The 25,993-nt window shown below is 72.9% G+C and carries 24 protein-coding genes; 16 read left to right on the plus strand and 8 right to left on the minus strand.

The genetic code is table 11. The features are described 5' to 3' along the window. Nucleotides 1-38: 38 nt before the first annotated feature. Nucleotides 39-1,400 (minus strand): glutamine synthetase family protein, encoded by a 1,362-nt coding sequence (locus ACFYXK_RS02245; protein ID WP_030291594.1) that lies wholly within the window; start codon nt 1,398-1,400, stop codon nt 39-41. A 173-nt stretch (nt 1,401-1,573) separates the two neighbouring features. Between ACFYXK_RS02245 and ACFYXK_RS02250 the strand changes: the two genes are divergently transcribed. From ACFYXK_RS02250 to ACFYXK_RS02265, 4 genes are all read left to right on the plus strand, one after another. Further along, on the plus strand, nt 1,574-2,008 hold the full coding sequence (locus ACFYXK_RS02250; RefSeq protein WP_389409421.1) for a hypothetical protein: 435 nt from the start codon (nt 1,574-1,576) through the stop codon (nt 2,006-2,008). 72 nt (nt 2,009-2,080) lie between these two features. Continuing rightward, nucleotides 2,081-2,734 (plus strand): DUF3105 domain-containing protein, encoded by a 654-nt coding sequence (locus ACFYXK_RS02255; protein ID WP_389409422.1) that lies wholly within the window; start codon nt 2,081-2,083, stop codon nt 2,732-2,734. Continuing rightward, nucleotides 2,731-3,474 carry a DUF305 domain-containing protein gene (locus ACFYXK_RS02260; RefSeq protein ID WP_389409423.1) on the plus strand — a complete coding sequence of 248 codons (744 nt, stop codon included), beginning with the start codon at nt 2,731-2,733 and terminating at the stop codon, nt 3,472-3,474. The genes ACFYXK_RS02255 and ACFYXK_RS02260 overlap by 4 nt, the downstream gene beginning before the upstream one ends. 123 nt (nt 3,475-3,597) lie before the next feature. Beyond that, nucleotides 3,598-4,017: a CBS domain-containing protein gene (locus tag ACFYXK_RS02265; RefSeq protein ID WP_389409424.1), complete on the plus strand. Its 420-nt coding sequence runs from the start codon at nt 3,598-3,600 to the stop codon at nt 4,015-4,017. Here the strand turns inward: ACFYXK_RS02265 and ACFYXK_RS02270 are convergent. Then, the gene (locus ACFYXK_RS02270) at nt 4,002-5,000 is read right to left on the minus strand and encodes an alpha/beta fold hydrolase (protein ID WP_389409425.1); all 999 of its coding nucleotides are present in this window, start codon (nt 4,998-5,000) and stop codon (nt 4,002-4,004) included. The two genes, ACFYXK_RS02265 and ACFYXK_RS02270, sit on opposite strands and share 16 nt — an antisense overlap. Beyond that, nucleotides 4,997-5,707, minus strand: coding sequence for a DUF998 domain-containing protein (locus ACFYXK_RS02275; protein WP_389409426.1), 711 nt, complete (start codon nt 5,705-5,707; stop codon nt 4,997-4,999). Before ACFYXK_RS02275 ends, ACFYXK_RS02270 begins: the two co-directional genes overlap by 4 nt. Nucleotides 5,708-5,778: 71 nt before the next feature. On the opposite strand from ACFYXK_RS02275, the gene ACFYXK_RS02280 reads away from it, so the two are divergent. The 4 genes from ACFYXK_RS02280 (at nt 5,779) to ACFYXK_RS02295 (ending at nt 11,195) form a co-directional block, all read left to right on the plus strand. Beyond that, nucleotides 5,779-6,288 (plus strand): hypothetical protein, encoded by a 510-nt coding sequence (locus ACFYXK_RS02280; RefSeq protein WP_389409427.1) that lies wholly within the window; start codon nt 5,779-5,781, stop codon nt 6,286-6,288. A 112-nt stretch (nt 6,289-6,400) separates the two neighbouring features. Then, entirely contained in the window at nt 6,401-8,020 is a 1,620-nt protein-coding gene (locus ACFYXK_RS02285; RefSeq protein ID WP_389409428.1) for a multicopper oxidase family protein, read from the plus strand. A gap of 126 nt (nt 8,021-8,146) precedes the next feature. Beyond that, entirely contained in the window at nt 8,147-9,376 is a 1,230-nt protein-coding gene (locus ACFYXK_RS02290; protein ID WP_389409429.1) for a DUF4190 domain-containing protein, read from the plus strand. Nucleotides 9,377-9,440: 64 nt separating this feature from the next. Then, nucleotides 9,441-11,195, plus strand: a complete 1,755-nt coding sequence (locus ACFYXK_RS02295; protein ID WP_389409430.1) for an NAD+ synthase — start codon at nt 9,441-9,443, stop codon at nt 11,193-11,195. Nucleotides 11,196-11,286: 91 nt separating this feature from the next. On the opposite strand, the gene ACFYXK_RS02300 is transcribed toward ACFYXK_RS02295, so the two are convergent. Then, a complete protein-coding gene (locus tag ACFYXK_RS02300) occupies nt 11,287-12,315 on the minus strand; it encodes an endonuclease/exonuclease/phosphatase family protein (protein ID WP_389409431.1) in 1,029 nt (342 codons plus the stop codon). A 340-nt stretch (nt 12,316-12,655) separates the two neighbouring features. Here ACFYXK_RS02300 and panB point away from each other — a divergent pair, with 340 nt between their 5' ends. From panB to ACFYXK_RS02315, 3 genes are all read left to right on the plus strand, one after another. Then, on the plus strand, nt 12,656-13,516 hold the full coding sequence (panB, locus tag ACFYXK_RS02305) for a 3-methyl-2-oxobutanoate hydroxymethyltransferase (protein WP_030291569.1): 861 nt from the start codon (nt 12,656-12,658) through the stop codon (nt 13,514-13,516). 112 nt (nt 13,517-13,628) lie between these two features. Beyond that, nucleotides 13,629-14,663 carry an ATP-binding cassette domain-containing protein gene (locus ACFYXK_RS02310; RefSeq protein ID WP_389409432.1) on the plus strand — a complete coding sequence of 345 codons (1,035 nt, stop codon included), beginning with the start codon at nt 13,629-13,631 and terminating at the stop codon, nt 14,661-14,663. Further along, complete coding sequence (locus ACFYXK_RS02315; protein WP_389409433.1) at nt 14,660-15,511, plus strand: ABC transporter permease; 852 nt, start codon at nt 14,660-14,662, stop codon at nt 15,509-15,511. The genes ACFYXK_RS02310 and ACFYXK_RS02315 overlap by 4 nt, the downstream gene beginning before the upstream one ends. 59 nt (nt 15,512-15,570) lie before the next feature. On the opposite strand, the gene ACFYXK_RS02320 is transcribed toward ACFYXK_RS02315, so the two are convergent. After that, complete coding sequence (locus ACFYXK_RS02320) at nt 15,571-18,966, minus strand: BTAD domain-containing putative transcriptional regulator (RefSeq protein ID WP_389409434.1); 3,396 nt, start codon at nt 18,964-18,966, stop codon at nt 15,571-15,573. Between the two features lie 73 nt (nt 18,967-19,039). Between ACFYXK_RS02320 and ACFYXK_RS02325 the strand changes: the two genes are divergently transcribed. Next, a complete protein-coding gene (locus ACFYXK_RS02325) occupies nt 19,040-19,840 on the plus strand; it encodes a site-2 protease family protein (RefSeq protein ID WP_389409435.1) in 801 nt (266 codons plus the stop codon). Here ACFYXK_RS02325 and ACFYXK_RS02330 read toward each other — a convergent pair. Further along, entirely contained in the window at nt 19,837-20,022 is a 186-nt protein-coding gene (locus ACFYXK_RS02330) for a hypothetical protein (RefSeq protein WP_266629765.1), read from the minus strand. The two genes, ACFYXK_RS02325 and ACFYXK_RS02330, sit on opposite strands and share 4 nt — an antisense overlap. 254 nt (nt 20,023-20,276) lie before the next feature. Between ACFYXK_RS02330 and ACFYXK_RS02335 the strand changes: the two genes are divergently transcribed. Continuing rightward, nucleotides 20,277-22,367: a TerD family protein gene (locus ACFYXK_RS02335; RefSeq protein WP_389409436.1), complete on the plus strand. Its 2,091-nt coding sequence runs from the start codon at nt 20,277-20,279 to the stop codon at nt 22,365-22,367. A gap of 52 nt (nt 22,368-22,419) precedes the next feature. Here ACFYXK_RS02335 and npdG read toward each other — a convergent pair whose 3' ends face one another. Next, nucleotides 22,420-23,148 carry an NADPH-dependent F420 reductase gene (gene npdG, locus ACFYXK_RS02340; RefSeq protein ID WP_383507684.1) on the minus strand — a complete coding sequence of 243 codons (729 nt, stop codon included), beginning with the start codon at nt 23,146-23,148 and terminating at the stop codon, nt 22,420-22,422. Between the two features lie 115 nt (nt 23,149-23,263). Here npdG and ACFYXK_RS02345 point away from each other — a divergent pair, with 115 nt between their 5' ends. Continuing rightward, complete coding sequence (locus ACFYXK_RS02345; protein WP_389409437.1) at nt 23,264-23,869, plus strand: hypothetical protein; 606 nt, start codon at nt 23,264-23,266, stop codon at nt 23,867-23,869. A 51-nt stretch (nt 23,870-23,920) separates the two neighbouring features. Here ACFYXK_RS02345 and ACFYXK_RS02350 read toward each other — a convergent pair whose 3' ends face one another. Continuing rightward, nucleotides 23,921-24,160: a hypothetical protein gene (locus ACFYXK_RS02350; protein ID WP_389409438.1), complete on the minus strand. Its 240-nt coding sequence runs from the start codon at nt 24,158-24,160 to the stop codon at nt 23,921-23,923. Nucleotides 24,161-24,242: 82 nt separating this feature from the next. Here ACFYXK_RS02350 and map point away from each other — a divergent pair, with 82 nt between their 5' ends. After that, complete coding sequence (map, locus tag ACFYXK_RS02355; RefSeq protein WP_030291553.1) at nt 24,243-25,100, plus strand: type I methionyl aminopeptidase; 858 nt, start codon at nt 24,243-24,245, stop codon at nt 25,098-25,100. 221 nt (nt 25,101-25,321) lie between these two features. After that, complete coding sequence (locus ACFYXK_RS02360) at nt 25,322-25,969, plus strand: heme oxygenase (biliverdin-producing) (RefSeq protein WP_389409439.1); 648 nt, start codon at nt 25,322-25,324, stop codon at nt 25,967-25,969. Nucleotides 25,970-25,993 lie beyond the last annotated feature (24 nt).

The raw sequence follows: 25,993 nt of genomic DNA on the forward strand, positions 1-25,993 counted from the left end.
GAGGGGCGTACATGCCCCGGTGGGGCTTTGACCTGGGCTTACAGCACCGGGAGGTTCTTGCGGAGTTCGAAGGCCGTGACCTCCGAGCGGTACTCCTCCCACTCCTGCTTCTTGTTGCGGAGGAAGAAGTCGAAGACGTGCTCGCCGAGGGTTTCGGCGACCAGTTCGCTGCGCTCCATCAGGGAGATGGCCTCGCCGAGGTTCTGCGGGAGGGGTTCGATGCCCATCGCGCGGCGTTCCGCGTCGGAGAGGGCCCAGACGTCGTCGTCGGCGCCCGCCGGGAGTTCGTAGCCCTCCTCGATGCCCTTGAGGCCCGCCGCGAGGAGCACCGCGTAGGTCAGGTACGGGTTGGCGCCCGAGTCGATCGAGCGGACCTCGACCCGGGAGGAGCCCGTCTTGCCCGGCTTGTACATCGGGACGCGGATCAGGGCCGAGCGGTTGTTGTGGCCCCAGCAGATGTACGAAGGGGCCTCGCCGCCGGAGCCGGCCGTGCGGGAGGAGCCGCCCCAGATGCGCTTGTAGGAGTTGACCCACTGGTTGGTGACCGCGGCCGTCTCCGCCGCGTGCTTCAGGAGGCCAGCGATGAAGGAGCGGCCGACCTTGGAGAGCTGGTACTCGGCGCCCGACTCGTAGAAGGCGTTGCGGTCCCCCTCGAAGAGGGAGAGGTGGGTGTGCATGCCCGAGCCGGGGTACTCGGAGAACGGCTTCGGCATGAAGGTGGCCTGGACTCCCTGCTCCAGCGCGACCTGCTTCATGACGAGGCGGAAGGTCATGATGTTGTCCGCCGTGGAGAGCGCGTCCGCGTAGCGGAGGTCGATCTCCTGCTGGCCCGGGGCGCCCTCGTGGTGGCTGAACTCGACCGAGATGCCCATGGATTCGAGCATGGTGATCGCCTGGCGGCGGAAGTCCATGCCGACGTTCTGCGGAGTGTGGTCGAAATAGCCGGAGTTGTCCGCCGGTACCGGGCGGGTCCCGTCCAGCGGCTTGTCCTTCAGCAGGAAGAACTCGATCTCGGGGTGGGTGTAGAAGGTGAAGCCCAGGTCGGAGGTCTTGTTCAGGATGCGCTTGAGGACGTACCGCGGGTCCGCGAAGGACGGCGACCCGTCCGGCATCAGGATGTCGCAGAACATCCGGGCGGTCCCGGGGGCCTCGGCGCGCCACGGCAGTATCTGGAACGTGCTGGGGTCCGGCTTGGCGATCATGTCGGATTCGTAGACCCGCGCGAAGCCCTCGATGGCCGATCCGTCGAAGCCGATGCCCTCGTCGAAGGCCTGCTCCAGCTCGGCGGGGGCGACCGCGACGGACTTCAGGAAGCCCAGTACGTCGGTGAACCACAGGCGCACGAACCGGATGTCGCGCTCCTCGAGCGTCCGGAGGACGAATTCCTGCTGCTTGTCCATGCCTTCATCCTCGCAGTTCAGACGGCCTGTGCACCACCTCCCCCGTGGGCGGGGGCACAGTCGGGCGGGCCCAGTATCGCCAGCCGCGGTTTCCGCCACATTACGCACCCCTGAAACCTCGCGGCACCCCCGCACTGACCTCGGGCCCGTCATGAGCATTACCATCTGCGCCCATGGGGGGCTGGGAGCACACGCGGCGCGGGCGCGCAGGGCGCCGGACGCCTCGGCGTGCCGTCATCGCGGTCGCCCTCTGCGTGCTGCTCGGAGCGCTCTTCCTGTGCGTACGGCCGGGCGAGCCGCACGCCACCACCGCCGCCGGCCCGACCGGCGTGTCCGGCGTGTCCGGCGTGTCCGGCGTGTTCGGGGTACGAGGGCCCGCCGGCGGGCAAGGGGCGCCCGCCGTCTGCGTGTCCCCCGACGAGCCGCCCGGCTGCTCCCCCTTCTCGCACGTGGCCCCCGGCGTACTGCCCGCCCCGCCGCCCGCCGTGACCGTGGCGGGCTCCGCCCCGGATCCCGCCGGGCGCGCCCCCGGCGGCGGGCCGGCCCGGCCGCACGGGACGCTCGCCCGGGCCCCCGACCTCCATGCCCTCCAAGTGCTGCGGACCTGACGGGTCCGGGCGCCGTACCGCGCTCCACCGGATCCATCCCTCCACCCCCCTCAGCAGAAGGATTCAGGGCACATGGCCAGCAGGACCCCGTACGACAGCAACTCCCCCCAGGCCCGCATAGCCGAGATGCGCCGCGCCGAGCGGGCCCGCGACCGGCGCAACGCGGCCATCGCGATCACGGTCTCGGTGGCCGTCGCCGCCGGTCTGATCGGCTTCGGCGCGTGGGTGCTGATCGACAAGCAGGAGAAGAAGGACGCCGAGGTGGCGGCCCGCAAGGCCCCGGTGAACGGCGAGCAGACCTGGGACGCGAAGGCGCTGGGCCGCAACCACGTCGAGACCCCGGTGAAGTACCCGATGAACCCGCCGGTCGGCGGCGACCACAGCCCCCGCTGGATGAACTGCAACGGCGACGTCTACAAGAACCCGGTCCCGGAGGTGAACGCCGTCCACTCGCTGGAGCACGGCGCGGTCTGGGTGACGTACAACGAGAAGGCCGCCAAGGGCGACGTCGACCAGCTCGCCGGGAAGGTGGCCAAGACCCCGTACACGCTGATGAGCCCGGTCAAGGAGCAGGCCGGCACGATCATGCTGAGCGCCTGGGGCAAGCAGCTGACGGTGGACAAGGCGGACGACCCCCGCGTCGCGCAGTTCTTCACCAAGTACGTGCAGGGCCCGCAGACCCCCGAGCCGGGCGCGGCCTGCACCAGCGGGCTGGCCGAGAAGTGACCCGTACGTACTGGGCGGCCGGGAGCGCCGTCGTGCTCGCGCTGCTGTTCGCGGCGGCGGCCACGGTCACCGCCGCGAGCGACAGCGACGGCGACGGCTCCCGCACGCCGGCCCGTGCGCCGGGCCTCTACTCGGCGGACGCGGGCTTCGCGCGGGACATGGCCGTGCACCACCAGCAGGCGGTGGAGATGTCGTTCATCGTGCGGGACCGCACCAAGGACGAGCCCGTGCGCGGGCTCGCGTACGACATCGCCAACACGCAGGCCAACCAGCGGGGCATGCTGCTGGGCTGGCTGGACCTGTGGGGGCTGCCGAAGGTGGTGGCCGACGAGCCGCCGATGTCCTGGATGGGGTCCGCCGACCAGCACGCCGGCCACGGCACGGGCGGCCACGGTACGAGCGGGCACGACACGGCCGGGCACGGCGCGAGCGGGCACGACACGGCCGGGCACGAGATGGGCGGTGCCGCCGCCAAGCCCGGCGCGCTGATGGCCGGGATGGCCACCAAGGAGGAGCTCGCGCAGCTCGGCGCCGCCGAGGGCCGGGACGCGGAGGTGCTCTACCTCCAGCTGATGACCGACCACCACAAGGGCGGCGTCGCGATGGCCCAGGGCTGCGCGACGCAGTGCAAGACCCCCGCCGAGCGGGATCTGGCCCGGGGGATGGTCGAGGCGCAGCAGTCGGAGCTCACCCTCATGGCGGACATGCTGAAACAGCGGGGAGCTGCGCCGCGCGGGTGACGGGCCCCGCCCGTACGGTGGTGGGAGGGCGCCCTCATCAGGCCCTCTCCCCACCGGCCTCCCGAGGGTGCCGAGGCGGGCGCATCCGCGCCCGGCCGCACCGGCATGCGCAGGAGGTAGGCAATGACCACCGCGGGAGACATCATGCACCCCGGGGCCCAGTGGATCCCCGCCACCGCGACTCTGGACAAGGCCGCTCAGCTGATGAGCCGGCTCAACGTGGGCGCTCTGCCCATCAGCGACGCCGCGGAGCGGCTCTGCGGCATCATCACCGACCGCGACATCGTCGTGAACTGTGTGGCCCAGGGTCTTAACCCGTCCGAGATGACCTGCGGCGACATGGCCCAGGGCACCCCGCGCTGGATCGACGCGGGCGCGGACGTCACCGACGTGCTGGACGAGATGGAGAGCCACCGGATCAAGCGGCTTCCGGTCATCAAGGACAAGAAGCTGGTCGGCATGATCAGCGAGGCCGACCTGGCCCAGCACCTCGACGAACACCAGCTGGCGGGCTTCGTGGAGAAGGTCTACGCGAGGCGCTGACCCGGCCGATCCGGCCGATCCGGCCGATCCGCCCGGCCGGGCCCGTCCCCGCCCGGCTTCCTTTCCGCAGCGTCCAGGATCGCCCGTGCCACCCGGCCCGGGCGGTCCAGCATGACCAGGTGCCCCGCCGGTTCGGCGACCTCGAAGCGTGCGCCGAGCCGGTCGGCCAGCTCCGCCTGGCGCTCACACCAGCGCAGGGCCCCCCGCCCGGCCGAACCGTCGTACCCCGTGAGCACGGTGACGGGCACGGCCGGCGGGCGCCCGGTCCGCAGCGCGAGGACCTCGGCGGCGGTGTCGGGGTAGCGGGAGTTCTCCAGCAGGGCGCCGCGCCAGACCCGGCCGGTGCGGTAGCAGCGGCGTACCAGGTCCCGCGCCGCCGTGTCGGGGCCGCCGGCCCGGGAGGCCCGTACGGCGGCGCGGCGGGCGAGCGGACCCAGTGCGGCGGGCAGCCCGGCGGCGGGCAGGGCCCGGCCGAGCACGCGGGCGGCGGCGGTGCGCAGCCCGGCGGGCCAGACCGTACGGGGGTCCTCCTCGATGCTGGTGTCGACCAGGACCAGGGCGGCGGTGCGCTCGGGGTACAGGCGGGCGAAGGCCTCGGCGTGGAACCCGGCGATCGAGTGCCCGGCGACGGTGACCGGGCCGGGCAGGCCGAGCGCGTCGAGCAGCCCGGCGATGCGGCGGGCCTCCCCGGCGGCGGTCGCCGGGGCGGTGGCGGGGGCGCTCAGCCCGTGCCCGGGGCGGTCGAAGCGGACCACGGTGCGGCCGTGCGCGACGAGCAGGGCGGCCACGGGGTCCCAGTCGAACCAGGCCATGGCGAGCCCGGCGCTCAGCACCACGGGCGGCCCGCTCCCCTCCGCCCCGCCCCCCTCCACGAGGACGTGCAGCGCGGCGCCGTCCACCCGGACGAAGCGGCCGGTCCGCGCGGTGCCGGTGCCGTGTGCGGCCGTGCGCGGTGGCCTGCGCGATGTCCTGGGCGGTGTCATGTGCGGCGCTCCTTGTGGACCGAGTACGCGAGCAGGCCCAGCCAGAGCGCCACGAACAGCACCTGCAGCCGCTGCCCGGCGCCGAGCGCCCAGGTTCCGCGCCCGGCGGTGAAGAGCGCGATGGCGGACAGGGTCCACACGGTGGCGAGCAGTTCCAGCCCGACCAGGACGGGCCCGTAGCGGGCGAGCGGGGCGAGCCGGCCGTAGCGGCGGGCGGCGACGGTGAGGGCGACGATCCCGACGAGGGCGCCGGTCATGGCGAGGCTGCTGCTGACGGCGTGCGCCTGGTGCGTGGCGGGGACCAGCCCGGCGGTCTCCCGGGCGGCGCACACGGGGTCCACGGTGGGGGTGCAGCTCAGCGGGAGCCATGCGTCGGCGGCGGTGGCCGCACCGAAGAGGGTGACGCCGGCCCAGCCCACGACCGACCAGGGGCGGCGGGATCCACCGCTGCGCAGCAGCCCGGCCAGGGCCAGCAGGCCGCCCGCGAAGGCGAGCAGTCCGGCGGTGAAGTCGGTGGCCCGGAACAGGCCGCCGAGCGGCTGGTCCTGGGCGGCGAGCTCGCTGACGTACGTCTCGATGGGGTTCAGGCCGGTCGAGAGGACGACCTCGAGCACCCACGCGGTGTACGCGGCGGCGCCCAGGCCGATGAGGAGGGCGACCGGCAGGGCATTGCTCGCAAAGAGCCCCTTTTCGGCTTTTGTGGACATACTGCGCATCATCCTCAACACGGCGGACCCGGTCCTACGATCAGATACCCACCCGGGGTAGGGTTCCGCCCATGACGCGCCCTGCCCTGCGCACCGACCGGCGAGCGGCCCGGTGGCCCCGGCTGCCGCTGCTCGCTGCGCTGCTCCTGGGCATCGTCACCATGCACACCCTGGGCCATCCGAGTCGGTCCCACGCCATGGAGGACGCGCTTCCGGCCGTCGCCGTTGCCTCGGCCGCCCACGCGCCCGGCCACACCCCCTCCGACACGCCCGCCGACACGCCAGGCCACGCCCCCTCCGGCACGCCCGGCCACGCGGGCGCGGTCACCGTCCCGGCGCACGCTTCCCACGACCGGGGGCCCGCCGCCGAGATCCCGCCGCCCGGCTCCGGCATGGACCCCATGTCGGTGTGCCTGGCCGTACTCGGCGGACTCACCCTGCTGATCCTGGGCGCCGGACCGGCCGGCCTCCGCTACGCCGCGCCGCTCGGGGGCGCGGCCCGCGGGCCGGGCCGGTCCGGCGGGCCGGACCCGCCCTCACCCCGCGAACTCCTCACGAGGCTGGCGGTACTGCGCGTATAGCGACGGGCCCGCTGCCGCCTCCGCATGCCCGCACGCGCCCCGCGTGCCGGGCCCGAACGGCGGCAGCAGACGGCGCCCATCTGCTCGTACGACCACACCACGAGGTGCTTCCATGCGCTCTCTTCCCAGCCGTCCCACCCGCCGCGCCGTTCTCGGCGCCTCCGCCGCCCTCGCCGGTTCGGCGCTGCTGGCCGCCTGCTCCGAGGGCTCCGGCGGCTCCGGCCCGGACCACGGCTCCATGAACCACGGCGGTTCCTCCCCCGCCGCCTCGCCGGGCGGCTACGTCGACCCCGCCGGGCCCGAGGTCCAGGCCGCCGAGGCGGCCCGCAAGGCCGCCGGACCGGTCTCCGAGGTCAAGCTGACCGCCACCGCGACCCCGCTCGACCTGGGCGGCGGGCTCACCGTCCGCTCCTGGGCGTACGGGGACCGGCTGCCCGGCCAGGAGGTCCGGGTCACCGCGGGCGGCACCCTCGCCCTGACCCTGGCCAACAACCTCCCGCAGGCCACCTCCCTGCACTGGCACGGCCTCGCCCTGCGCAACGACATGGACGGGGTCCCGGGCCTGACCCAGCGGGACGTCGCGCCGGGCGGGTCCTTCACGTACAGGTTCGCCGTCCCGCATCCGGGGACCTACTGGTTCCACCCGCATTCGGGGGTCCAGCAGGACCGCGGCCTGTACGCCCCGCTCATCGTCGAGGACCCGAAGGAGCCCCTGTCGTACGACAAGGAGTGGGTGGTGGTCCTGGACGACTGGCTCGACGGAGTCGACGGCTCCACCCCGGACGCGGTCCTGGCCGAACTCCGCAAGGGCATGGACATGCCGTCGGGCGGCGGGCACGCGGGCCACGGCGGCGCAGCCCCGCAGAACCCGGCAGCCGGCGGGCCCTCGCGCCTGCTCATGGGCGGGGAGAGCGACGTCCTCGGCAAGGACCCGGGCGATGTCGCCTACCCGCACTACCTGGTCAACGGCCGGACGGCGCAGGACCCGTCGGTCTTCACGGCCAGGCCCGGCGACCGGATCCGGCTGCGGATCGTCAACGCGGGCGGGGACACCGCCTTCCGGATCGCCCTCGGCGGCCACGAACTGACGGTCACCCACACCGACGGCTACCCGGTGGAGCACGCGAAGACCGGCTCGCTGCTGCTCGGCATGGGCGAGCGGTACGACGTACTGGTCACGGCGCAGGACGGGGTGTTCCCCCTGACCGCGCTCGCCGAGGGCAAGGAGGGCAAGGGCGGGCCGGCATCCGCGCTCGCCCTGCTGCGCACGGGGGCTGGGGCGGCACCCACCGCCGCGACCCGGCCCGCCGAACTGGCCGGGAAACCGCTGACGGCGGACCGGCTGCGCGCCGCGGAGCCCGCCGCACTGGCGGCCCGCGAGCCGGACCGCAGGATCGGGATCAAGCTGACCGGGGGGATGGAGAAGTACGACTGGGCCTTCGACGGCAAGCCGTACACGGCCGACCAGCGGCACCCGGTGAAAGCGGGCGAGCGGGTCCGGCTGGAGTTCAACAACTCGACAACGATGTGGCACCCGCTGCACCTGCACGGGCACACCTTCGCGCTCGGCGGCGGTCGGGGCGGCGCGCGCAAGGACACCGCGCTGATCCTGCCGAACGGGACGCTGACGGTGGACTTCGACGCCGACAACCCCGGTCTGTGGATGGTGCATTGCCACAACGTGTACCACGCGGAGGCCGGGATGATGACGGTGCTCGGGTACCGGCGGTAGCCCCCGCACGTGGTTCGGCCCCCGGCCTGCGGGCCCGGGGGCCAAACCCCCTTGGAGCGGTGCGGGGCGCATGGCAGGCTTGGTGATCACCGCGCACACCACCCCCCGTGAGGACTTCCGCCAGGTATGAGCACGCCCCCGAACCCGCCCAGCAGCCCGTCCGGTCCGCCGACGGAGCCCGCGGGCACGCCCATACCGGAGCCGGCCGCCGCGCCGTCCGTGCCCGAGCCGGCGCAGCCGCTGTCCCTCCGGAAGTCCCCGGAACCCGAGCCGACGCCGGAACCCGAAGCGCAGCCCGAGCCGACGCCGGAACCCGCGCCGGCCGCCGCGCCCGAGCCGCAGCCGGCCCCGGAGCCTGCGGCTGAGCCTGCGCCGCAGCCGGCCCCCGCGCCCGCCGACGCCTTCGCGCCGCCCGCGTCCACCGACGCCTTCGCGCCGCCGACCGCGCCCCCGTACGCGGCTCCCCCGGCCCCCTCCTTCGGCGCGCCCGTACCGCCCGTGCCGCCCGGCGGTCCCAGTGCGCCCGTACCGCCCGCCAACCCCTGGGGCGCCCACGCCGGCCCCGGCGCCGGCCCCGGCAACCCGTGGGGCACGCCCGCCCGGCCCGCCACCAACGGCCTGGCCGTCGCCGCCCTCGTCATCGGCATCGCCGCCGTGCTCATAGGCCTGATCCCGTTCGTCTTCTGGGCGGGCGGCCTCCTCGCCGTCGTCGGCATCGGCATCGGCATCGGCGCCCTCGTCCGCGCCTCGGGCGGCGCCGGGCGCAAGACGATGGCCGTCGTCGGCACGGTCCTCGCCGTACTCGGCCTCGGCGCCTCGGTCGGCGGTTTCCTCCTCACCGGCCTCGTCATCGAGAAGGTGGCCGACAAGGGGCTCGACGACGACTGGAACCCCCCGGCCGACCTCCGCCGCAGCATGCCGCCGATCCCGAAGGCCTCGCCCACGCCTTCGCCCTCGCAGGTCCCCGGCATGACGACCCCGCTGCCGTTCGGCGAGACGTACACGTACCCGAACGGCATCAAGGTGACCCTGTCGACGCCGAAGAAGTACGTCACGAAGAACAAGTACTCCCAGGTCGGCAATGCGGTGGAGATGACGCTCACCATCACCAACGGCTCGTCCGCCGCGCACAACGTCATCTACGCGATGCCCAACGTCCGTGACGAGAAGGGGATGACCGCCAAGCTCGTCTTCGACGGCGACGTCCCGAAGATGATCAAGGGCGACATCCTGCCGGGCGAGTCCGCCAGCGGGGTCGTGGCCTTCGAGGTGCCCGAGGGCACCGAGCGCATCAGCGCCGACATCTCGCCCGGAATCATGATGCCGAACGCGAAGTTCAGCGGCTCGATCGGCTGACGGAAACGCACGAGAAGCCCGGGGCCCAGGACATCGCGTCAGAAAGACGATTAGACTGGGCCCCGTGCCTCAACTTCGCCTCGCTCTGAATCAGATCGACTCGCAGGTCGGCAACATCGCCGCCAACGCCGACTCGGTCGTCCACTGGACCCGGCACTCCGCCGAGCAGGGCGCCCACCTGGTGGCGTTCCCGGAGATGATGCTGACCGGGTACCCCGTCGAGGACCTCGCCCTGCGCGGCTCCTTCGTCGACGCCTCCCGCACGGCGCTGCTCGAACTCGCGCAGCGGCTGGCGGCCGAGGGCTTCGGCGAACTGCCGGTCGTCGTCGGCTACCTCGACCGCTCGGAGAAGGCCGCCCCGCGGCTCGGCCGCCCCGCCGGCTCCCCGGAGAACGCGGCCGCCGTGCTGTACGGCGGGAAGGTCGCCCTCCGCTTCGCCAAGCACCACCTCCCCAACTACGGCGTGTTCGACGAGTTCCGGTACTTCGTCCCGGGCGACACGCAGCCGGTGATCCGGGTGCGCGGCGTCGACGTGGCCCTGGCGATCTGCGAGGACCTCTGGCAGGAGGGCGGCCGCGTCCCGGCCACCCGCTCCGCCGGGGCCGGCCTGCTGATCTCCGTCAACGCCTCCCCGTACGAGCGCAACAAGGACGACCTGCGCCTCGAACTGGTCCGCAAGCGCGCCCAGGAGGCCGGCTGCACCCTCGCCTACCTGGCCATGATCGGCGGCCAGGACGAGCTGGTCTTCGACGGGGACTCGATCGTCGTCGACGGCAGCGGCGAGGTCATCGCGCGCGCCCCGCAGTTCTCCGAGGGCTGCGTCCTCGTCGACCTCGACCTGCCCGCGGCACGGGCCGACGCCCCCGAGGGCGTGGTCGACGACGGCCTGCGGATCGACCGCGTGGTCCTCTCCGAGGAGCCCGTGGAGCCGTACGAGCCGGTGGTCACCGGCGGTTACGCCGACCGCCTGGACGACGACGAGGAGGTCTACGACGCGCTGGTCGTGGGCCTGCGCGCGTACGTCAGGAAGAACGGGTTCCGCTCCGTCCTGATCGGGCTCTCCGGCGGCATCGACTCCGCGCTGGTCGCCGCCATCGCCTGCGACGCGATCGGCGCGCAGAACGTGTACGGCATCTCGATGCCCTCGAAGTACTCCTCGGACCACTCCAAGGGCGATGCGGCCGATCTGGCCGACCGGACCGGCCTGAACTTCCGTACGGTGCCGATCGAGCCGATGTTCGACGCGTACATGGGCTCGCTGGGCCTGACCGGCCTGGCGGAGGAGAACCTCCAGTCCCGGCTGCGCGGCACGATGCTGATGGCGGTGTCCAACCAGGAGGGCCACATCGTGCTGGCCCCGGGCAACAAGTCGGAGCTGGCCGTCGGCTACTCCACCCTGTACGGCGACTCGGTGGGCGCGTACGGGCCGATCAAGGACGTGTACAAGTCGGACGTGTTCCGGCTCGCGCAGTACCGCAACCGGGCCGCGGCCGAGCGCGGCGAGACCCCGCCGATCCCGGAGAACTCCATCGTCAAGCCGCCGAGCGCCGAACTGCGCCCGGGCCAGGTGGACACGGACTCGCTGCCGGACTACCCGGTGCTCGACGCGATCCTGGAGCTGTACGTGGACCGCGACCAGGGCCTGGACGCGATCGTCGCGGCCGGTTTCGACGCGGAGCTCGTCGCGAAGACCCTGCGGATGGTCGACACGGCGGAGTACAAGCGCCGCCAGTACCCGCCGGGCACGAAGATCTCCGCGAAGGGCTTCGGCAAGGACCGCCGGCTGCCCATCACGAACGGCTGGCGCGAACACGCGTAGGGCGTGTCCGGCGAAGGGGCCCCGCCGCCGATGCGGCGAGGCCCCTTGCGAAACCGGTGCGGACCGGTGCGGACCGGCCCGACCGGCCGGACTACTTCTTGACCGTCAGCCGCGCGGCGATCGGCAGGTGGTCGCTGCCGGTGCGCGGGAGGGTCCAGGAGGCCTCCGGCGTGATCCCGCGGACCATGATCTGGTCGATGCGGGCCATCGGGAACTGGGCCGGCCAGCTGAACCCGAATCCGTCGCCCGCCGCACCCTGGGTGGAGCGCATCTGCGAGGTGACCTCGGACAGGGAACGGTCGTTCATGGTGCCGTTGAGGTCGCCGAGCAGGATGACCTTCTTCAGCGGTTCGGCGGCGAGCGCGGCGCCCAGGGCCCCCGCGCTGTTGTCGCGCTGGTTGGCGGTGAAGCCGGCGTTGAGCTTGACCCGGACGGAGGGCAGGTGGGCGGCGAAGACGGCGATGGGGCCGTACGGGCTGTCCACGGTGGTGCGCATGGCCCGCGTCCAGCCCATCTTGATGTCGACGGGCGAGCTGGCGCTCAGCGGGTACTTGCTCCACACGCCGACCGTGCCCTCGACGGAGTGGTACTTGTACGTGCCCGCCAGGGCCTCCTCGTAGACGGGGACGACGCTGCCCTTGAGCTCGGTCAGGGCCAGGACGTCCGCCCCGGACTTCGCGACCCGGGCCGCGGTGCCGCGCGGGTCGGGGTTGTCGGCGTCGACGTTGTGGGTGGCGACCATCAGGTTGCCGCCGGAGCCGGACTTGTCGAGGACGAGGCTGCCGAAGAGGTTCACCCATACGACGGCCGTCAGCAGTATCGCGATCAGCGCGGTCGCGGACTTGCGGACGACGGCAGCGACGAGCAGGAGCGGCACGGCCAGCCCCAGCCAGGGCAGGAAGGTCTCGGTGAGGCTGCCGAGGTTGCCCACGTCGTTCGGCAGCTCGGCGTGGAAGATCATGACCAGCGAGACCAGGGCGGCCAGGGCCGCGGTCACGATCCCGCGCCGCCAGATGCCCCGGTCCCGGCGCAGCCCGGCCAGTCGGCGCCGGAGGCGGGATCCGGAGGGCTCGGGCTCCGAGCCGCCGTTCCCCGTCTCCGTCATGTACGCCTGTGCCATGCCACTGCCCTCGCTGCCGTGCTTGCGCTCCGTCCCCGCTCCTTGACCCTAGGCGATGGACGCAGCCTTCCGTGCCGTTGTTCCGGCCGTACGTCCGGGAGGACGAACGGCCGTGTGGCCGAGGTTCCGCTTGTCACGAAACGCGCACATTGCCTCTCGCGCGCGTCGAACCGCCGCGGAGGGGACCATGAAGGGGCCAGGAGTGGTCCTGGTGTGAGCCAGGAGTGTGACGCACAGGCCTTCGCGCCACTTTCGCCACGGCCCGGGCAGGTGCCACCATGGTGGGTGAGTCCGGGGACGCCGTGAGGGCGCCTCGAGATGACATCAAGGAGCAGTTGCAATGACGCATGCCGTTTCGCCTGCCCGCGAAGCCGCCTCCCCCACCCTGTACGGAGGCACGGGCACCCGGCGGATCACCGTCCGCGACCTCACCCTCGCCAAGGAACGCGGCGAGAAGTGGCCCATGCTCACCGCCTACGACGCGATGACCGCGTCCGTCTTCGACGAGGCCGGCATCCCGGTCATCCTCGTCGGCGACTCCATGGGCAACTGTCACCTCGGCTACGAGACCACCGTCCCCGTGACGATGGACGAGATGACCCTGCTGTCGGCTGCCGTCGTACGGGGCACGAGCAGGGCCCTGGTCATCGGCGACCTGCCGTTCGGCTCGTACCAGGAAGGCGCCGTGCAGGCGCTGCGCAGTGCCACCCGCCTCGTGAAGGAGGCCGGCGTCGGGGCCGTGAAGCTGGAGGGCGGCGAGCGCTCGCTGCACCAGACCGAGCTGATCGTGCAGTCCGGCATCCCCGTCATGTCCCACCTGGGCCTGACCCCGCAGTCCGTGAACGCCATGGGCTACCGGGTGCAGGGCCGCGGCGACGAGGCCGCGCACCAGCTGCTGCGCGATGCCAAGGCGGCGCAGGACGCGGGCGCCTTCGCGGTGGTGCTGGAGCTGGTCCCGGCCGAGCTGGCCGCCGAGGTCACCCGGTCCCTGCACATCCCGACGGTCGGCATCGGCGCCGGCGCGGAGTGCGACGCGCAGGTGCTGGTGTGGACCGACATGATGGGCCTGACCGGCGGGAAGATGCCGAAGTTCGTGAAGCAGTACGCGAATCTCCGCGCGACCATGGGCGACGCGGCCAAGGCCTTCGCCGAGGACGTGGTCGGCGGAACGTTCCCGCAGGCCGAGCACAGCTTCCACTGATCGAACCGGCACCCCGTCCGACAGCCCGCCGACCCGTCGTCGGCGGGCTGTCGTCATCCTGTCGGTCGCCTGTCGGTCCGCTGTCGGTGCGTTGTCGGTGGCGGATGGTCCCATGTTGCCCATGACGCGAAACGACAAGAATCCCCTGAACGGCTCGAACGCCGTCGAGGTACGGGGACTGGTCAAGCACTACGGCGAGACCAAAGCTCTGGACGGTGTCGACCTGGACGTCCGCGAGGGCACCGTCCTCGGGGTCCTCGGGCCCAACGGCGCCGGCAAGACCACCCTCGTGCGCTGCCTCTCCACCCTGATCGTCCCGGACGCCGGGACCGCGACCGTCGCCGGCTACGACGTGGTCCGCCAGCCGCGGCAGCTGCGCCGCACCATAGGCCTCACCGGCCAGTACGCCTCGGTCGACGAGAAGCTCTCCGGCTGGGAGAACCTCTACATGATCGGCCGGCTGCTCGACCTGTCCCGCAAGGACGCCCGGTCGCGTGCCGACGAGCTGCTGGAGCGCTTCTCGCTCACCGACGCCGCCAAGAAGGCCGCGATGAACTACTCCGGCGGCATGCGCCGCCGGCTCGACCTGGCCGCCTCCATGATCGGCCGCCCGGCCGTGCTGTACCTGGACGAGCCGACCACCGGCCTCGACCCCCGTACCCGCAACGAGGTGTGGGACGAGGTGCAGCGGATGGTCGCCGAGGGGGCCACCGTCCTGCTCACCACCCAGTACATGGAGGAGGCCGAGCAGCTCGCGAGCGAGCTGACGGTCATCGACAAGGGCAAGGTCATCGCCAAGGGCAAGGTCGACGAACTGAAGGCCCGGGTCGGCGGCCGGACCCTGAAGATCCGCCCCGTCGCGGCGTCCGACCTGCCGGGCATGGCCCGTGCGCTGGCGGAGGCCGGGCTCGACGGCGTGGCCGGTTCGCAGGCCGTGCCGGACGAGGGCGTGCTGCTGGTCCCGATCCTGAGCGACGAGCAGCTGACCGCCGTGGTCGGCCTGCTGGCCGCCCGCGGGTACGCGATCGCCGACCTCGGCACGTACCTGCCCAGCCTGGACGAGGTGTTCCTGGCCATCACCGGCCAGCGGCCCACCTCCGTCGAGGACTCCGTTCCCACCGAGAAGACCGAGGAGGTCGCGGCATGAGCACCGTAACCACGACGAAGCCCGCCCCCGCCGCGCCCGCTCCGGCCCCGGTGGACGACCGCTCCGGCGAGGGCCGGATCGGCCTGCGGGCCAACCTGCGGCACATCGGCGCCCTGGTGCGCCGCAACGCCCTGCAGATCAAGCAGGACCCCGAGTCGATGTTCGACGTCCTGTTCATGCCGATCATCTTCACGCTGCTGTTCGTGTTCGTCTTCGGCGGCGCGATCTCCGGCAAGGGCCAGCAGGAGGCGTACGTCAACTACGTCGTCCCGGGCCTGATGGCCATGATGGGCATGAACATCGCCATGGGCGTCGGCACCGGCGTCAACGACGACTTCAAGAAGGGCGTGATGGACCGCTTCCGGTCCATGCCGATCGCCCGGTCGTCCGTCCTGATCGCCAAGATCGTCGTCGAGCTCGGCCGGATGATGGTCGCCATCGCGATCCTGCTCACCGTGGGCTTCATGCTCGGCCTGTCGATCAAGACCTCGGTGTTCGACCTGCTGCTGTCCATCGGCCTGTCGGCGGTCTTCGGCGCCTCGCTGATGTGGATCTTCATCCTGCTCGGTCTGACCATGAAGACCGCGCAGGCCGTCCAGGGCATGGCGATGCTGGTCCTGATGCCGCTGCAGTTCGGCAGCTCGATCTTCGCCCCGCCGTCGACGATGCCCGGCTGGCTGCAGACCTTCACGGACTACAACCCGCTGTCCAACCTGGCGGACGCGGCCCGCGGTCTGATCAACGGCGGTGCGATCGCCCACCCGGTGACCGTGACCCTGATCTGGTCGGTGGCCATCACGGCGGTCACCATGCCGCTCGCGGTCCGCAAGTTCCGCCAGAAGACCTGATCCGGGACGACGGTCCGTTCCGGATCGCGTCCCGGACGGGCCCCGCACGGGGGGCCGGGTCAGATGAGGGCGGTGGCCTCCTCCAGGGTGAGGCCGCCGCCTTCGGCGTACGCGGCCCCGTACGCGGCCTCGCCGAGCGCTGCGCGCGTCAGCTCCTCGGCCCGGGCGGCGTCCTCGCGTTCCGTGCTGACCGGGAAGTGCTGGGGCGGCAGGTGGGCCCGGTACGCGCCGAGCAGTCGCGCGGCGTCGTGGGCGTGCCGCTCGCCGCCGAGGCCGGCGTGCGAGAGGGCCGCCGACATCAGGTACACGGCGGGCATCTGCGGGGCGACCATCAGGGCGAGGGGGTCCCGGGCGGTCCCCATGGCCTGCCGGAGCATGGCGAGGGCCTCCGTGTACGCGCCCTCCCGGTTCTCCAGCCAGGCCATCGTGCCGAGCAGGAACCCGTCGAAGATGGCGAACGCACCGAACGCGAACTCTTCGCGCAGCAGCTGGAGCTGGCGCCGGGCCTCGGGGATGCGGCCGGTGCGGCCGTAGATCCCCGCGAGGAACATCAGGGCGGCCGGCATCGCCTCGTTGCCGTAGGTCAAGGGGGTGCCGAGGATTGCGGTGAGGGTCTCCTCGGCCTCGGCGAGCTCGCCGTTCTCGACGAGGGTCCCGGCCATCCGCACGCGCAGGACCGTGACCTGGGACGGGGCGCCGAGCCGCTCGGCGTGCTCGATCGCGGACCGGTAGTCCTCGGCGGCGGCCGCGTACTCGCCCCGCTTCTCGCGTGCTTCGGCGCGGGCGGAGAGGGCCTCGGCGCAGCCCCAGTCGTCGCCCAGCGACTCGAAGAGGGCGTGGCTCTCGTCGGCGTCGCGGGCCGCGTCCCCGGACCAGGCGGCCCGGTTGGCGAGCCAGTTGGCCCGTACCTGGAGGGCGGCGGCCAGCTCCCAGCGGTAGTCCAGCTTCCGGGCGGTGTCGACCGTGGTGTCGAGGACCTGCTGGAGCAGTTCGGGCTTCCCGGCGATCATCACGGCGTAGATCCACAGGCCGGCCGGGGTCCGGCAGGTCTGCGGCAGGCCGGGCCGGTAGGCGGCGAGTACCCCCTCGATCTGGTCCCGGATCTCGGGCGCGGTCCAGCTCTCGTTGGTCTGGTCGCGGGAGGCGAGCTGGATCAGCCGGATGCCGCGCCAGGCCTCGGTGAGCAGTTCCCCGCCGTACGGCGGGGGCGTGTCCACGAGCTGTGCGTACACCGGCTCGGCGGGGGTGACGGGCGCGGCGAACGGGTCGGGGCCGAGCGCGCCGGCGGCGTTGGACCAGTGCCGGGACTCGGCGCGCAGGTCGTGCATCTGCCAGTACCAGGCGAGGGAGTGGACCAGGCAGAGCACCTCGTCGGTGTCGCGGGCGGCAACGGCTCGGCGCAGGGCGGAACGGAGGTTCTCGTACTCGGCGGCGAACCGCCGCCTGGCCTCGCGCTGGCCGCGGCCGCGCAGCAACGGCTCGGTGGTGCGGGCGAGTTCGCGGTAGTACGTGAGGTGGCGCCGCTCGGTGTCGGCGCGGTCCCCGGCGGCCTCGGTCAGCCGCTCGGCGGCGTACTCGGCGACGGTCTCGAGGAGCCGGTAGCGCATGCCGCCGCCGTCACCGCCCTGGCCGGGGGCGGCGACGACGAGGGACTTGTCGACGAGGGAGCCGAGGAGGTCGAGGGTGTCGGGGTCGGCGCACACGGCTTCGGCGGCGGCCACGTCGCAGCCGCCGGCGAAGACGGAGAGGCGGCGCAGGACGGCGCGCTCGGGCTCGTCCAGCAGGTCCCAGGACCAGTCGACGACGGCGCGCAGGGTCTGCTGGCGGGGCAGGACGGTACGGGCGCCGCTGGTCAGGAGGCGGAAGCGGTCGTCGAGGCGGTCGGCGATCTGGCGCGGGGTGAGCAGCCGCAGCCGGGCCGCGGCCAGCTCGATGGCGAGCGGCAGCCCGTCGAGGCGGCGGCAGATCTCGGCGGCGGCGGCCGGGTCGTCCTCGACGTCGAACCCGGGCCGGGCGGCGGCTCCCCGGTCTCCCAGGAGACGGAGCGCGACGGGGTCGGGCAGCGGTTCCACCGGCCGCATCAACTCCCCCGGCACACCGAGGGGTTCGCGGCTGGTGGCGAGGATCCGGACGCCGGGGCAGCGTGCGAGGAGCTCCTCGGCCAGCTCGGCGGCGGCGCCGACGACGTGCTCGCAGTTGTCCAGGATCATCAGCAGCCGCCGTCGCGCGCAGTGCTCCGCGAGCCGGTCGAGGGGCTGGTCGCCGGCCCCGGCCCGGTCGGTCAGCGCCCGCAGCTCCTCGGCGGCGGCGCCGCGCAGCTTGGTCTCCCGCGCGCCCAGCGCGGTGAGCGCGGCCTCGGCGACGTCCTCGGGATCGTCCACGGGAGCCAGCTCCACGAACCACACCCCGTCGGGCCAGGCCTCGGCGGCGCGCTCGGCGGCCTCCTGGGACAGCCGCGTCTTCCCCGCCCCGCCGGGCCCGAGCAGCGTCACCAGCCGGGCCCGCGACAGGTCCTCCCGGATGACCCGGATATCGCCCTCCCGCCCCACGAAACTGGTCAGCCGCACCCGCAGGTTCCCCGGCCGGGGGGATTCGAGCCCGCCCGCCGGACCGGAGTCCGGCGGCTGCGCGCCCTGCCCCGGATCGCCTGGGGCGGAGGCCGGGGCCGGGCCCGGCTGTGCGGCTTCGGCCGGGCCGCCGGGGGCGCGGTGCTGCCCGGGGGCAGCCGGGGCGCCCGGGGCGGACTGCGGGGCCAGGAGGGATGCGTGGAGGGCCCGGAGGGCCGGGCCCGGGTCCGTGCCCAGGCGGGTGGCGAGGGTGCGGCGGACGGTGTCGTAGGCGGCCAGCGCCTCCGCCGGACGGCCCGCGTCCCGCAGCGCGCGGATCCGCAGGGCCTGGAGCGGCTCGTCCAGCGGGCGCTGCTCGCACAGGGCGGTCAGCTCCGGGAGGGCGCGCTCGGCCTCGCCCAGGGCCAGCGCCGCCGCGAGCCGGCCCCGGCGCGCGTCCAGACGTACGGCCTCCCACCGGGCGGACTCGGCCGCCGGGTCCGGCAGATCCGCCAGCGCCGGGCCGCGCCACAGCGCCAGGGCCTCGTCGTACAGGGCGGCCGCCTCGGCCGGGTCCTGCGCCGCGGCCGCGGCCCGCGCGAGCTGCTCGAAGCGGTACAGGTCGACGTCCTCGCGGGCCGCGACCAGCTGGTATCCGCCCTCCGCCGAGCGCACCGCGCCGTGTCCCAGCGCCCTGCGCAGCCGGGCCACCAGCGCCTGCAGCGCGGCCGGCGCATCCGCCGGCCGGTCCCCGTCCCACACCTCGGCCACGAGCAGGTGCACCGGCACCGCCCGCCCCGGGCGCAGCGCGAGCGCCGTCAGCAGCGCCCGCAGGCGTGCTCCGCCGACGGCGACGGGGGTCCCGTCGTCGCGGATCGCCTGGGCCGTCCCGAGAATCGCGTAGCGCACCGGCCCATTGTCCCTGGCTCCGCCTGCGGACCCGTACTCCTTTTGGCCCTGTGCCCGGGGTAGGTTTCGCCGCATGGGTCATCAGGGCAGCCGCAGCGAGCGGCAGATCAGTTCCGTATTCCTCGGTATCGCCGCCGTCATGGCGGTCACCGGGTGGGCCGTGTGGACGGGGTACTCGACGAGCACCGGGCTCGCCGTGTTCCTCTTCGTGACCTCGGCCTGGATCGTCTCGCTCTGCCTGCACGAGTACGCGCACGCCCGCACCGCCCTGCACGGCGGCGACCTCACCGTCGGGGCCAAGGGCTACCTGACGCTGAATCCGCTGAAGTACACGCACGCGCTGCTCAGCATCGTCCTGCCGGTGATCTTCGTGATCATGGGCGGGCTGGGTCTGCCCGGCGGCGCCGTCTACATCGAGCGGGACCGGATCCAGGGCCGCTGGAAGCACAGCCTGATCTCGGCGGCGGGCCCGCTGACCAACGTGGCCTTCGCGATCGTCTGCACGGCGCCGTTCTGGCTGGACGCCCTCGACGGCGTCCCGATGCCGTTCCGCTTCGCGCTCGCCTTCCTCGCGCTGCTCCAGGTCTCGGCGGCGATCCTGAACTTCCTGCCGGTCCCGGGCCTGGACGGCTACGGGATCATCGAGCCCTGGCTCTCGTACCGGATCCGCCGCGAGGTGGCGCCGCTGGCGCCGTTCGGGCTGATCGCCGTCTTCGCGCTGCTGTGGGTCCCGGAGGTCAACGCGTTCTTCTTCGACGTGGTGCGCGATCTGCTGGCCTCGCTGGGCGTGTCGGACCTGGAGACCTACTGCGGCCGCGACCTGTACCGCTTCTGGCAGGACACGAACGGCTTCTGCGCGGGCCCGCAGTCCTAGCCCGCGGAGCGGGCGGCCTTCTCGGCCTTCGCCTTGCGCAGGTAGTACCAGGCCATGTTGGACGTGAGCCCGGCCAGCAGCACCCACACGATGCCCAGGAAGCTGCCCTCCACGAAGGCGACCACGGCCGCGGCCACGGACAGCACGCAGACGACGATGGCGAACAGGGCAAGGCGGGGCATGGGGAACAGCTCCTCGGCGACACGGAACGGGGTCGAGCCCCTCCAGTGTCCCCCATGCCCCGCAGTGCTCCCGTAAAGCCCCGCGCCCTCCGCTTCGCCCTTTTTCGCCGTTCCCCGATCTCCCAAGCACCGCGCCGCTACGGTTCGCCGGGGGCGCGCCGCACATCTCGCGCGACGCGCACGACGGAACGACGGAACGACAGTCCGGCCTGCTCGGTCCGATACGGACGCTGCCGGGCGACTGGGGGATGGACATGCAGGAGATCTCCAAGGGTGCGAACGTCAGCCTGACCGCCCTCAGCGAGGACGCCGGGGCCGTGGTCGTGAGCCTGAGCTGGAGCAGCGCGTCGGGAGCCGGCGACGCCGACGTCTCTGTGCTCCTCGTCGACGGGGACGGCAAGGTCCGCAGCGAGAACGACTTCTACTTCTACAACAACCCCGCCGCCGCCGACGGAAGCGTGCAGCTGCTGGGGAAGACGCCGACCGGCAGTGGCGACGAGGACCGGATCAGCGTGGACCTCACCGCCGTCCCCGAGGGGGTCGCCCGGATCGTGGTGGCGGCCAGTCAGTACGGCGGCGCGCGTTTCGGGGACCTGGACGACCTGCGGATGACCGTCGCGGACCGGGGCGGCGAACCGCTCGTCGGGTTCTCCATCCGCGACGCGAGCGTGGAGACCGCGTTCATCTTCGGCGAGCTGTACCGGCGCGGCGAAGAGTGGAAGTTCCGCGCGGTCGGGCAGGGCTACGAGACCGGACTGGCCGGTCTGGCCACGGATTTCGGCATCTCCGTCCTCGAGGAGACCGAGGAGGCCGAAGAGACCGGGGACAGCGGGGGCGGCGAGGGGGCGGGCGGTGACGTGAGCGCCACCGAGGCGGGCCCCGCCGCCCAGGGCGCGCCCGCGGCGCAGGCCGAGCCGGCGCCGCCCGCAGCCCCGGTCCCGGCTCCGGTCCCGGCTCCGGTCCCGGCCGAGCCCCTCGCCCCGGCGGGCGGCGGCACCGCGGCCGTGCCCGCCCAGGCCCGCGGCCGGGGCCCCCGTACGACCAGGAAGAAGGTCACCCTGCCCAAGGTGGCCGGGAACTCGCTCGCAGAGAACGACTCCTGGCGCCCGGCCCGGCTGTTCCCCGTCCCGACGCTGAAGAGCGACAAGGAGCGCGAGGTGCGCGCCACCTCCGTGCTGCTGTCCGTCATGGCGCAGGTGCCGGAGTTCGGCCGGCGCCTCACGGCGGCGTTCGGGGCCCCTGCCGGACGCATGCAGACCTTCACCGAGGTGTCCCTCCCGCACGGCGAGACCCCGCGGCGCCCGGACGGGGTGATCCGGGTCGAGCGCGCCGGGAAGCTCTGGACCGCGCTGGTGGAGACGAAGACGAACGGCAACCCGCTCAAGGCCGAGCAGGTCCAGCAGTACATGGACATCGCCGCACGCCGCGGCTACGAGGCCGTGATCACGCTCTCCAACGACGTCGCCCTCGAGGGCACCGCCATGGTGGACGTCAAGATCGACGGGCGCCGCAAGCACAAGGTCAGCCTCTGGCACCTGTCCTGGGCCGAGGTGGCCCACCAGGCCCAGATGCTGATCCGCCACGAGGGCGTGGGCAACGCCGCGCACGCCTGGCTGCTGCAGGAGCTGCTGGAGTACCTCCAGCACGAGCAGTCGGGCTGCCACGGGTTTCAGAACATGGGGGCCGCCTGGGTGCCCGTACGCAAGGGGATCGAGGACGAAACCCTCGCCCCCGACGATGCGCGTGCCGTCGAGGTGGTCGAGAGCTGGGAGCGGCTGATCCGCCAGGTCTGCCTGCGCCTGGGCGGGGAGCTCGGCCAGAAGGCGCTCCCGGTGCAGCGGGTCCGGCGCGGCAGCGATCCGCAGGCGCGCCGCTCCGCCGCGGCCCAGAAGCTGTGCCGCGACGGGCGGCTCTCGGCGGAGCTGCGCATCGACGGGACGAGCAGCGTCATCGCGGTGACGGCCGATCTGCGGACGGGGAAGGTCCGCACCACGGTCGACGTACCGGCGCCGGAGGGCTCGTATCCGCTGACCACCGTCAAGCGGCTGGTGCGGCTGCTGGCCGGGGCGCCGGCGGACCTGCACGTGGAGACCCTCGTCGAGGGCGGGACCGGGCCGCGCGGCACCCTCGAGCGGCTGCGTCCCGAGCCGGGCGACCTGGTGCCCAAGGGCGGCGCGCCGCTCGGCGGGTTCCGGCTGTCGCTGATCAAGGGCATGGGCAACACCCGCGGCAACACCGAGTCCGGGTTCATCCGCAGTGTCGACGAGGCCGTGGACCGCTTCTACCAGGGGGTGGTGGCGCACCTGGGCCCCGTGGGGGCGCGTGCCGGGAGCCGTCGGGGGTGACGCGCTTCCTGCCCGGCGGCCGCTTCGGCGCCGGGCAGGGGAACGGGCGGGTTCAGACGTCCGTGACGCGCAGGCCCGTGTGGGCCTTGTAGCGGCGGTTCGCGGAGATCAGGTTGGCGACCAGGGACTCCACCTGGTGGGCGTTGCGCAGGCGGCCCGCGAAGACCCCGCGCATGCCCGGGATGCGGCCGGCCAGGGCCTGCACGATGTCCGTGTCGGCGCGGGATTCGCCGAGGACCATCACGTCGGTGTCGATCTCCTCGACGGACTCGTCCTGGAGCAGGACGGCCGAGAGGTGGTGGAAGGCCGCCGTCACCCGGGAGTCGGGGAGCAGGGCCGCGGCCTGCTGGGCCGCGCTGCCCTCTTCGACGTGGAGGGCGTACGCGCCCTGCTTGTCGAAGCCGAGCGGGTTGACGCAGTCCACCACGAGCTTGCCCGCGAGGTCCTCGCGCAGGGCTTCGAGGGTCTTGGCGTGGCCCTCCCACGGCACCGCGATGATCACGATGTCGCTGCGGCGCGCGCACTCGGCGTTGTCCGCGCCCTCCACGCCGAGGCCCAGTTCGTCGGCTGCGCTCTGCGCGCGGTCGGCGGCGCGGGAGCCGATGATCACCTTCTGGCCGGCCCGGGCGAGCCGGTAGGCCAGGCCCCGGCCCTGGTCGCCGGTGCCGCCGAGGACGCCGACGACGAGGCCGGAGACGTCCGGCAGGTCCCACGGGTCCTTGGCCGGTGCCTTGGCCGGCGCCGTCGCGGGGGAAGTCTGAGTGCTGTCTGAGGAGGTCATGGGGGCGAGGGTAATGCCGGGATCCGCAGAGTCGAACGGGAACGCGGCTGCGCCCGGCCGGGCGGTGCGGGGCGAAGCGCTCCCGTATGTCCCTTCCATGCGGCAGGATGCCGATATGGACGCCGTGAGGGTCGCGCTGCTGCGCGAGGTGCTCGCCGGTACGCAGTGGCCCGGTGCCGCGCGCCGCTTCGCCGGATCGCTGCGGCGCTCCGTCGCACCGGCCGGGGGGAATCTGCTGCTGGTGGGGACCGAGCAGTACGAGCCCTGGCACCTGGCGGCGCACCTGGTGGACGAGGCCGCCTGGTCCGGGCTGCCGGAGCTGGCGCCGACGCTCGTACGCCACCGCGTGCTGCCCGGGGAGCCGGCGCACCTGTCGGTGGGGCTGGGCCGGCTGGAGGCGGCCCGGCGCGGGCACACCCTGCTGGTGGTGGCGCCGCAGGAGCCCGGGGCGGGGCTGCTGGAGCGGGTGCACGACGCCCGGCGCGCGGGGGCGACCGTACTGTCCCTGGACGGCGGGGATCCGGATCTCGCCGCGCTCGCGCACGACGCCCTGTCCGTACGGGAGGGGGCCGGGGAGCTCGATCTGGACACCGTGCAGCACCTGGTCAGCGCGGCGGCCGGGGAGAACGGCCTGCCGGTGCAGCGCGGGCCGCGGCGGCTGCGGGACCGGCTGGCGCGGCTGGCCGACCAGCTGACCGCACCGCCGCCCAGCCGCTGGTAGGCCCCGCGAGGCCCGGAGCCCCACGGCCCCACGAGGCCGGGCCCTACGGCCCTACGGGGCGACCGTGCCCTCGCCCTCGTCGCGGGACTTGTCGTTCCACTTGGGGTCGTTCTGCCATTCGAGGTTGCGTTCCTCCGCCGTCTCCATGGCGTGGCTCGCCTCCTCCGGCGTCGCGTACGGGCCGAAACGGTCCTTCGCCGGGCACTCCGGGCCTTCCTCGACCTTGTGGTGGACCAGGCAGTAGTACCACTCGCCGGGTTTGCCCACCTGACGCTTCTTGAACAGGGCCATCGTCCTCGGGCTCCTCTCGATACCTCTCGATACCGCTCTCTGCCGCCATGCTGCCCCATCCCCGCTGGATACACTCGCTTGCATGTCTGGCCAGTCGCTGCTCGTACCAGGCGAGCTCTCTCCCGCCCGTTCCGTTCCCGGAAACATCCGCCGGCCCGAGTACGTGGGCAGGCCCGCGCCCACTCCGTACACCGGACCGGAGGTGCAGTCCGCCGCGACCATCGAGGCCATGCGCATCGCCGGCCGGATCGCCGCCCAGGCGATGGAAGAGGCCGCCAAGCTGATCGCCCCGGGGGTGACCACCGACGAGCTGGACCGGGTAGCGCACGAGTACATGTGCGACCACGGCGCCTACCCGTCGACGCTGGGCTACCGGGGCTTCCCGAAGTCCCTGTGCTCCTCGGTCAACGAGGTCATCTGCCACGGCATCCCCGACTCCACCGTCCTGCGCGACGGCGACATCGTGAACCTCGACGTCACCGCGTTCATCGGCGGCGTGCACGGCGACAACAACGCCACGTACCTGTGCGGCGAGGTGGACGAGGAGTCGCGGCTGCTGGTGGAGCGCACCCGCGAGGCCCTGAACCGGGCGATCAAGGCCGTCAAGCCGGGCCGCCAGATCAACGTGATCGGCCGGGTCATCGAGTCGTACGCCAAGCGCTTCGGCTACGGCGTGGTCCGGGACTTCACCGGGCACGGCATCAACTCGTCGTTCCACTCCGGCCTGATCATCCCGCACTACGACAGCCCGCACGCCACGACGGTCATCGAGCCCGGGATGACCTTCACGATCGAGCCGATGCTGACCCTGGGCACGCACGAGTACGACATGTGGGCCGACGGCTGGACCGTCGTGACGAAGGACCGCAAGCGCACCGCGCAGTTCGAGCACACACTGGTGGTGACGGACACGGGAGCCGAGATCCTCACCCTGCCGTAGAGCCGCATGGCCGTGCGGCCGTACAGCCGTACAGCCGTACAGCCGTACAGCCGCGAAAAACCGCAGTACCCGTCGGAGAATCTTCCCCGGAGGTGTTTTACCGACAAGGCGTCGGGAAGACATTGACTTAGGTAAGCCTAAGCACGAGGATCGGGCGTGGCGGACGTGCCGTCACGCCCGGCGGGCCCGCCCGCTCCTCGTCCTGTCTCCGGAGGATTGTCTTGGACGCCTTCTCTACGGTCATCCGTGTCGCGTCGCACGAGCAGCACACCGAGGCAGAGACCTCGACCTTCATGAGCGACCTGCTCGGCGGCCGGCTCGGGGTGGACGCGTACACGCGCTACACCGAGCAGCTGTGGTTCGTGTACCGGGCCCTGGAGGACGCGGCCGAGTCCCTGAAGGACGACCCGGTGGCCGGCCCGTTCATACAGCCCGAGCTCATGCGCGTCGCCGAGATCGAGCGGGACCTGGCGCACCTGCGCGGGCCGTCCTGGCGCGAGAGCCTGATCGCGCTGCCCGCCACCGAGACCTACGCGGGCCGTGTGGCCGAGTGCGCGGCCACCTGGCCCGGCGGGTACGTCGCCCACCACTACACCCGCTACCTGGGCGACCTCTCCGGCGGCCAGATCATCCGCGACAAGGCGGAGCGGACGTGGGGCTTCACGCGCAAGGGCGACGGTGTCCGCTTCTACGTCTTCGCGGACATCGCCAACCCCGCGGCCTTCAAGCGCACCTACCGCGAGCTGCTGGACGCGATCGCCGCGGACGACCTGGAGAAGCAGCGCATCATCGACGAGTGCAAGCGCGCCTTCGACTTCAACGGCGCGGTCTTCCGCGAGCTGGGCCGGGAGTTCCCGCTGAGCGCCTGACGCGCTCCGGTCCCCCTCTCCCCC

It is taken from the genome of Streptomyces sp. NPDC002209 (assembly GCF_042890265.1).
Lineage (GTDB): Bacteria > Actinomycetota > Actinomycetes > Streptomycetales > Streptomycetaceae > Streptomyces.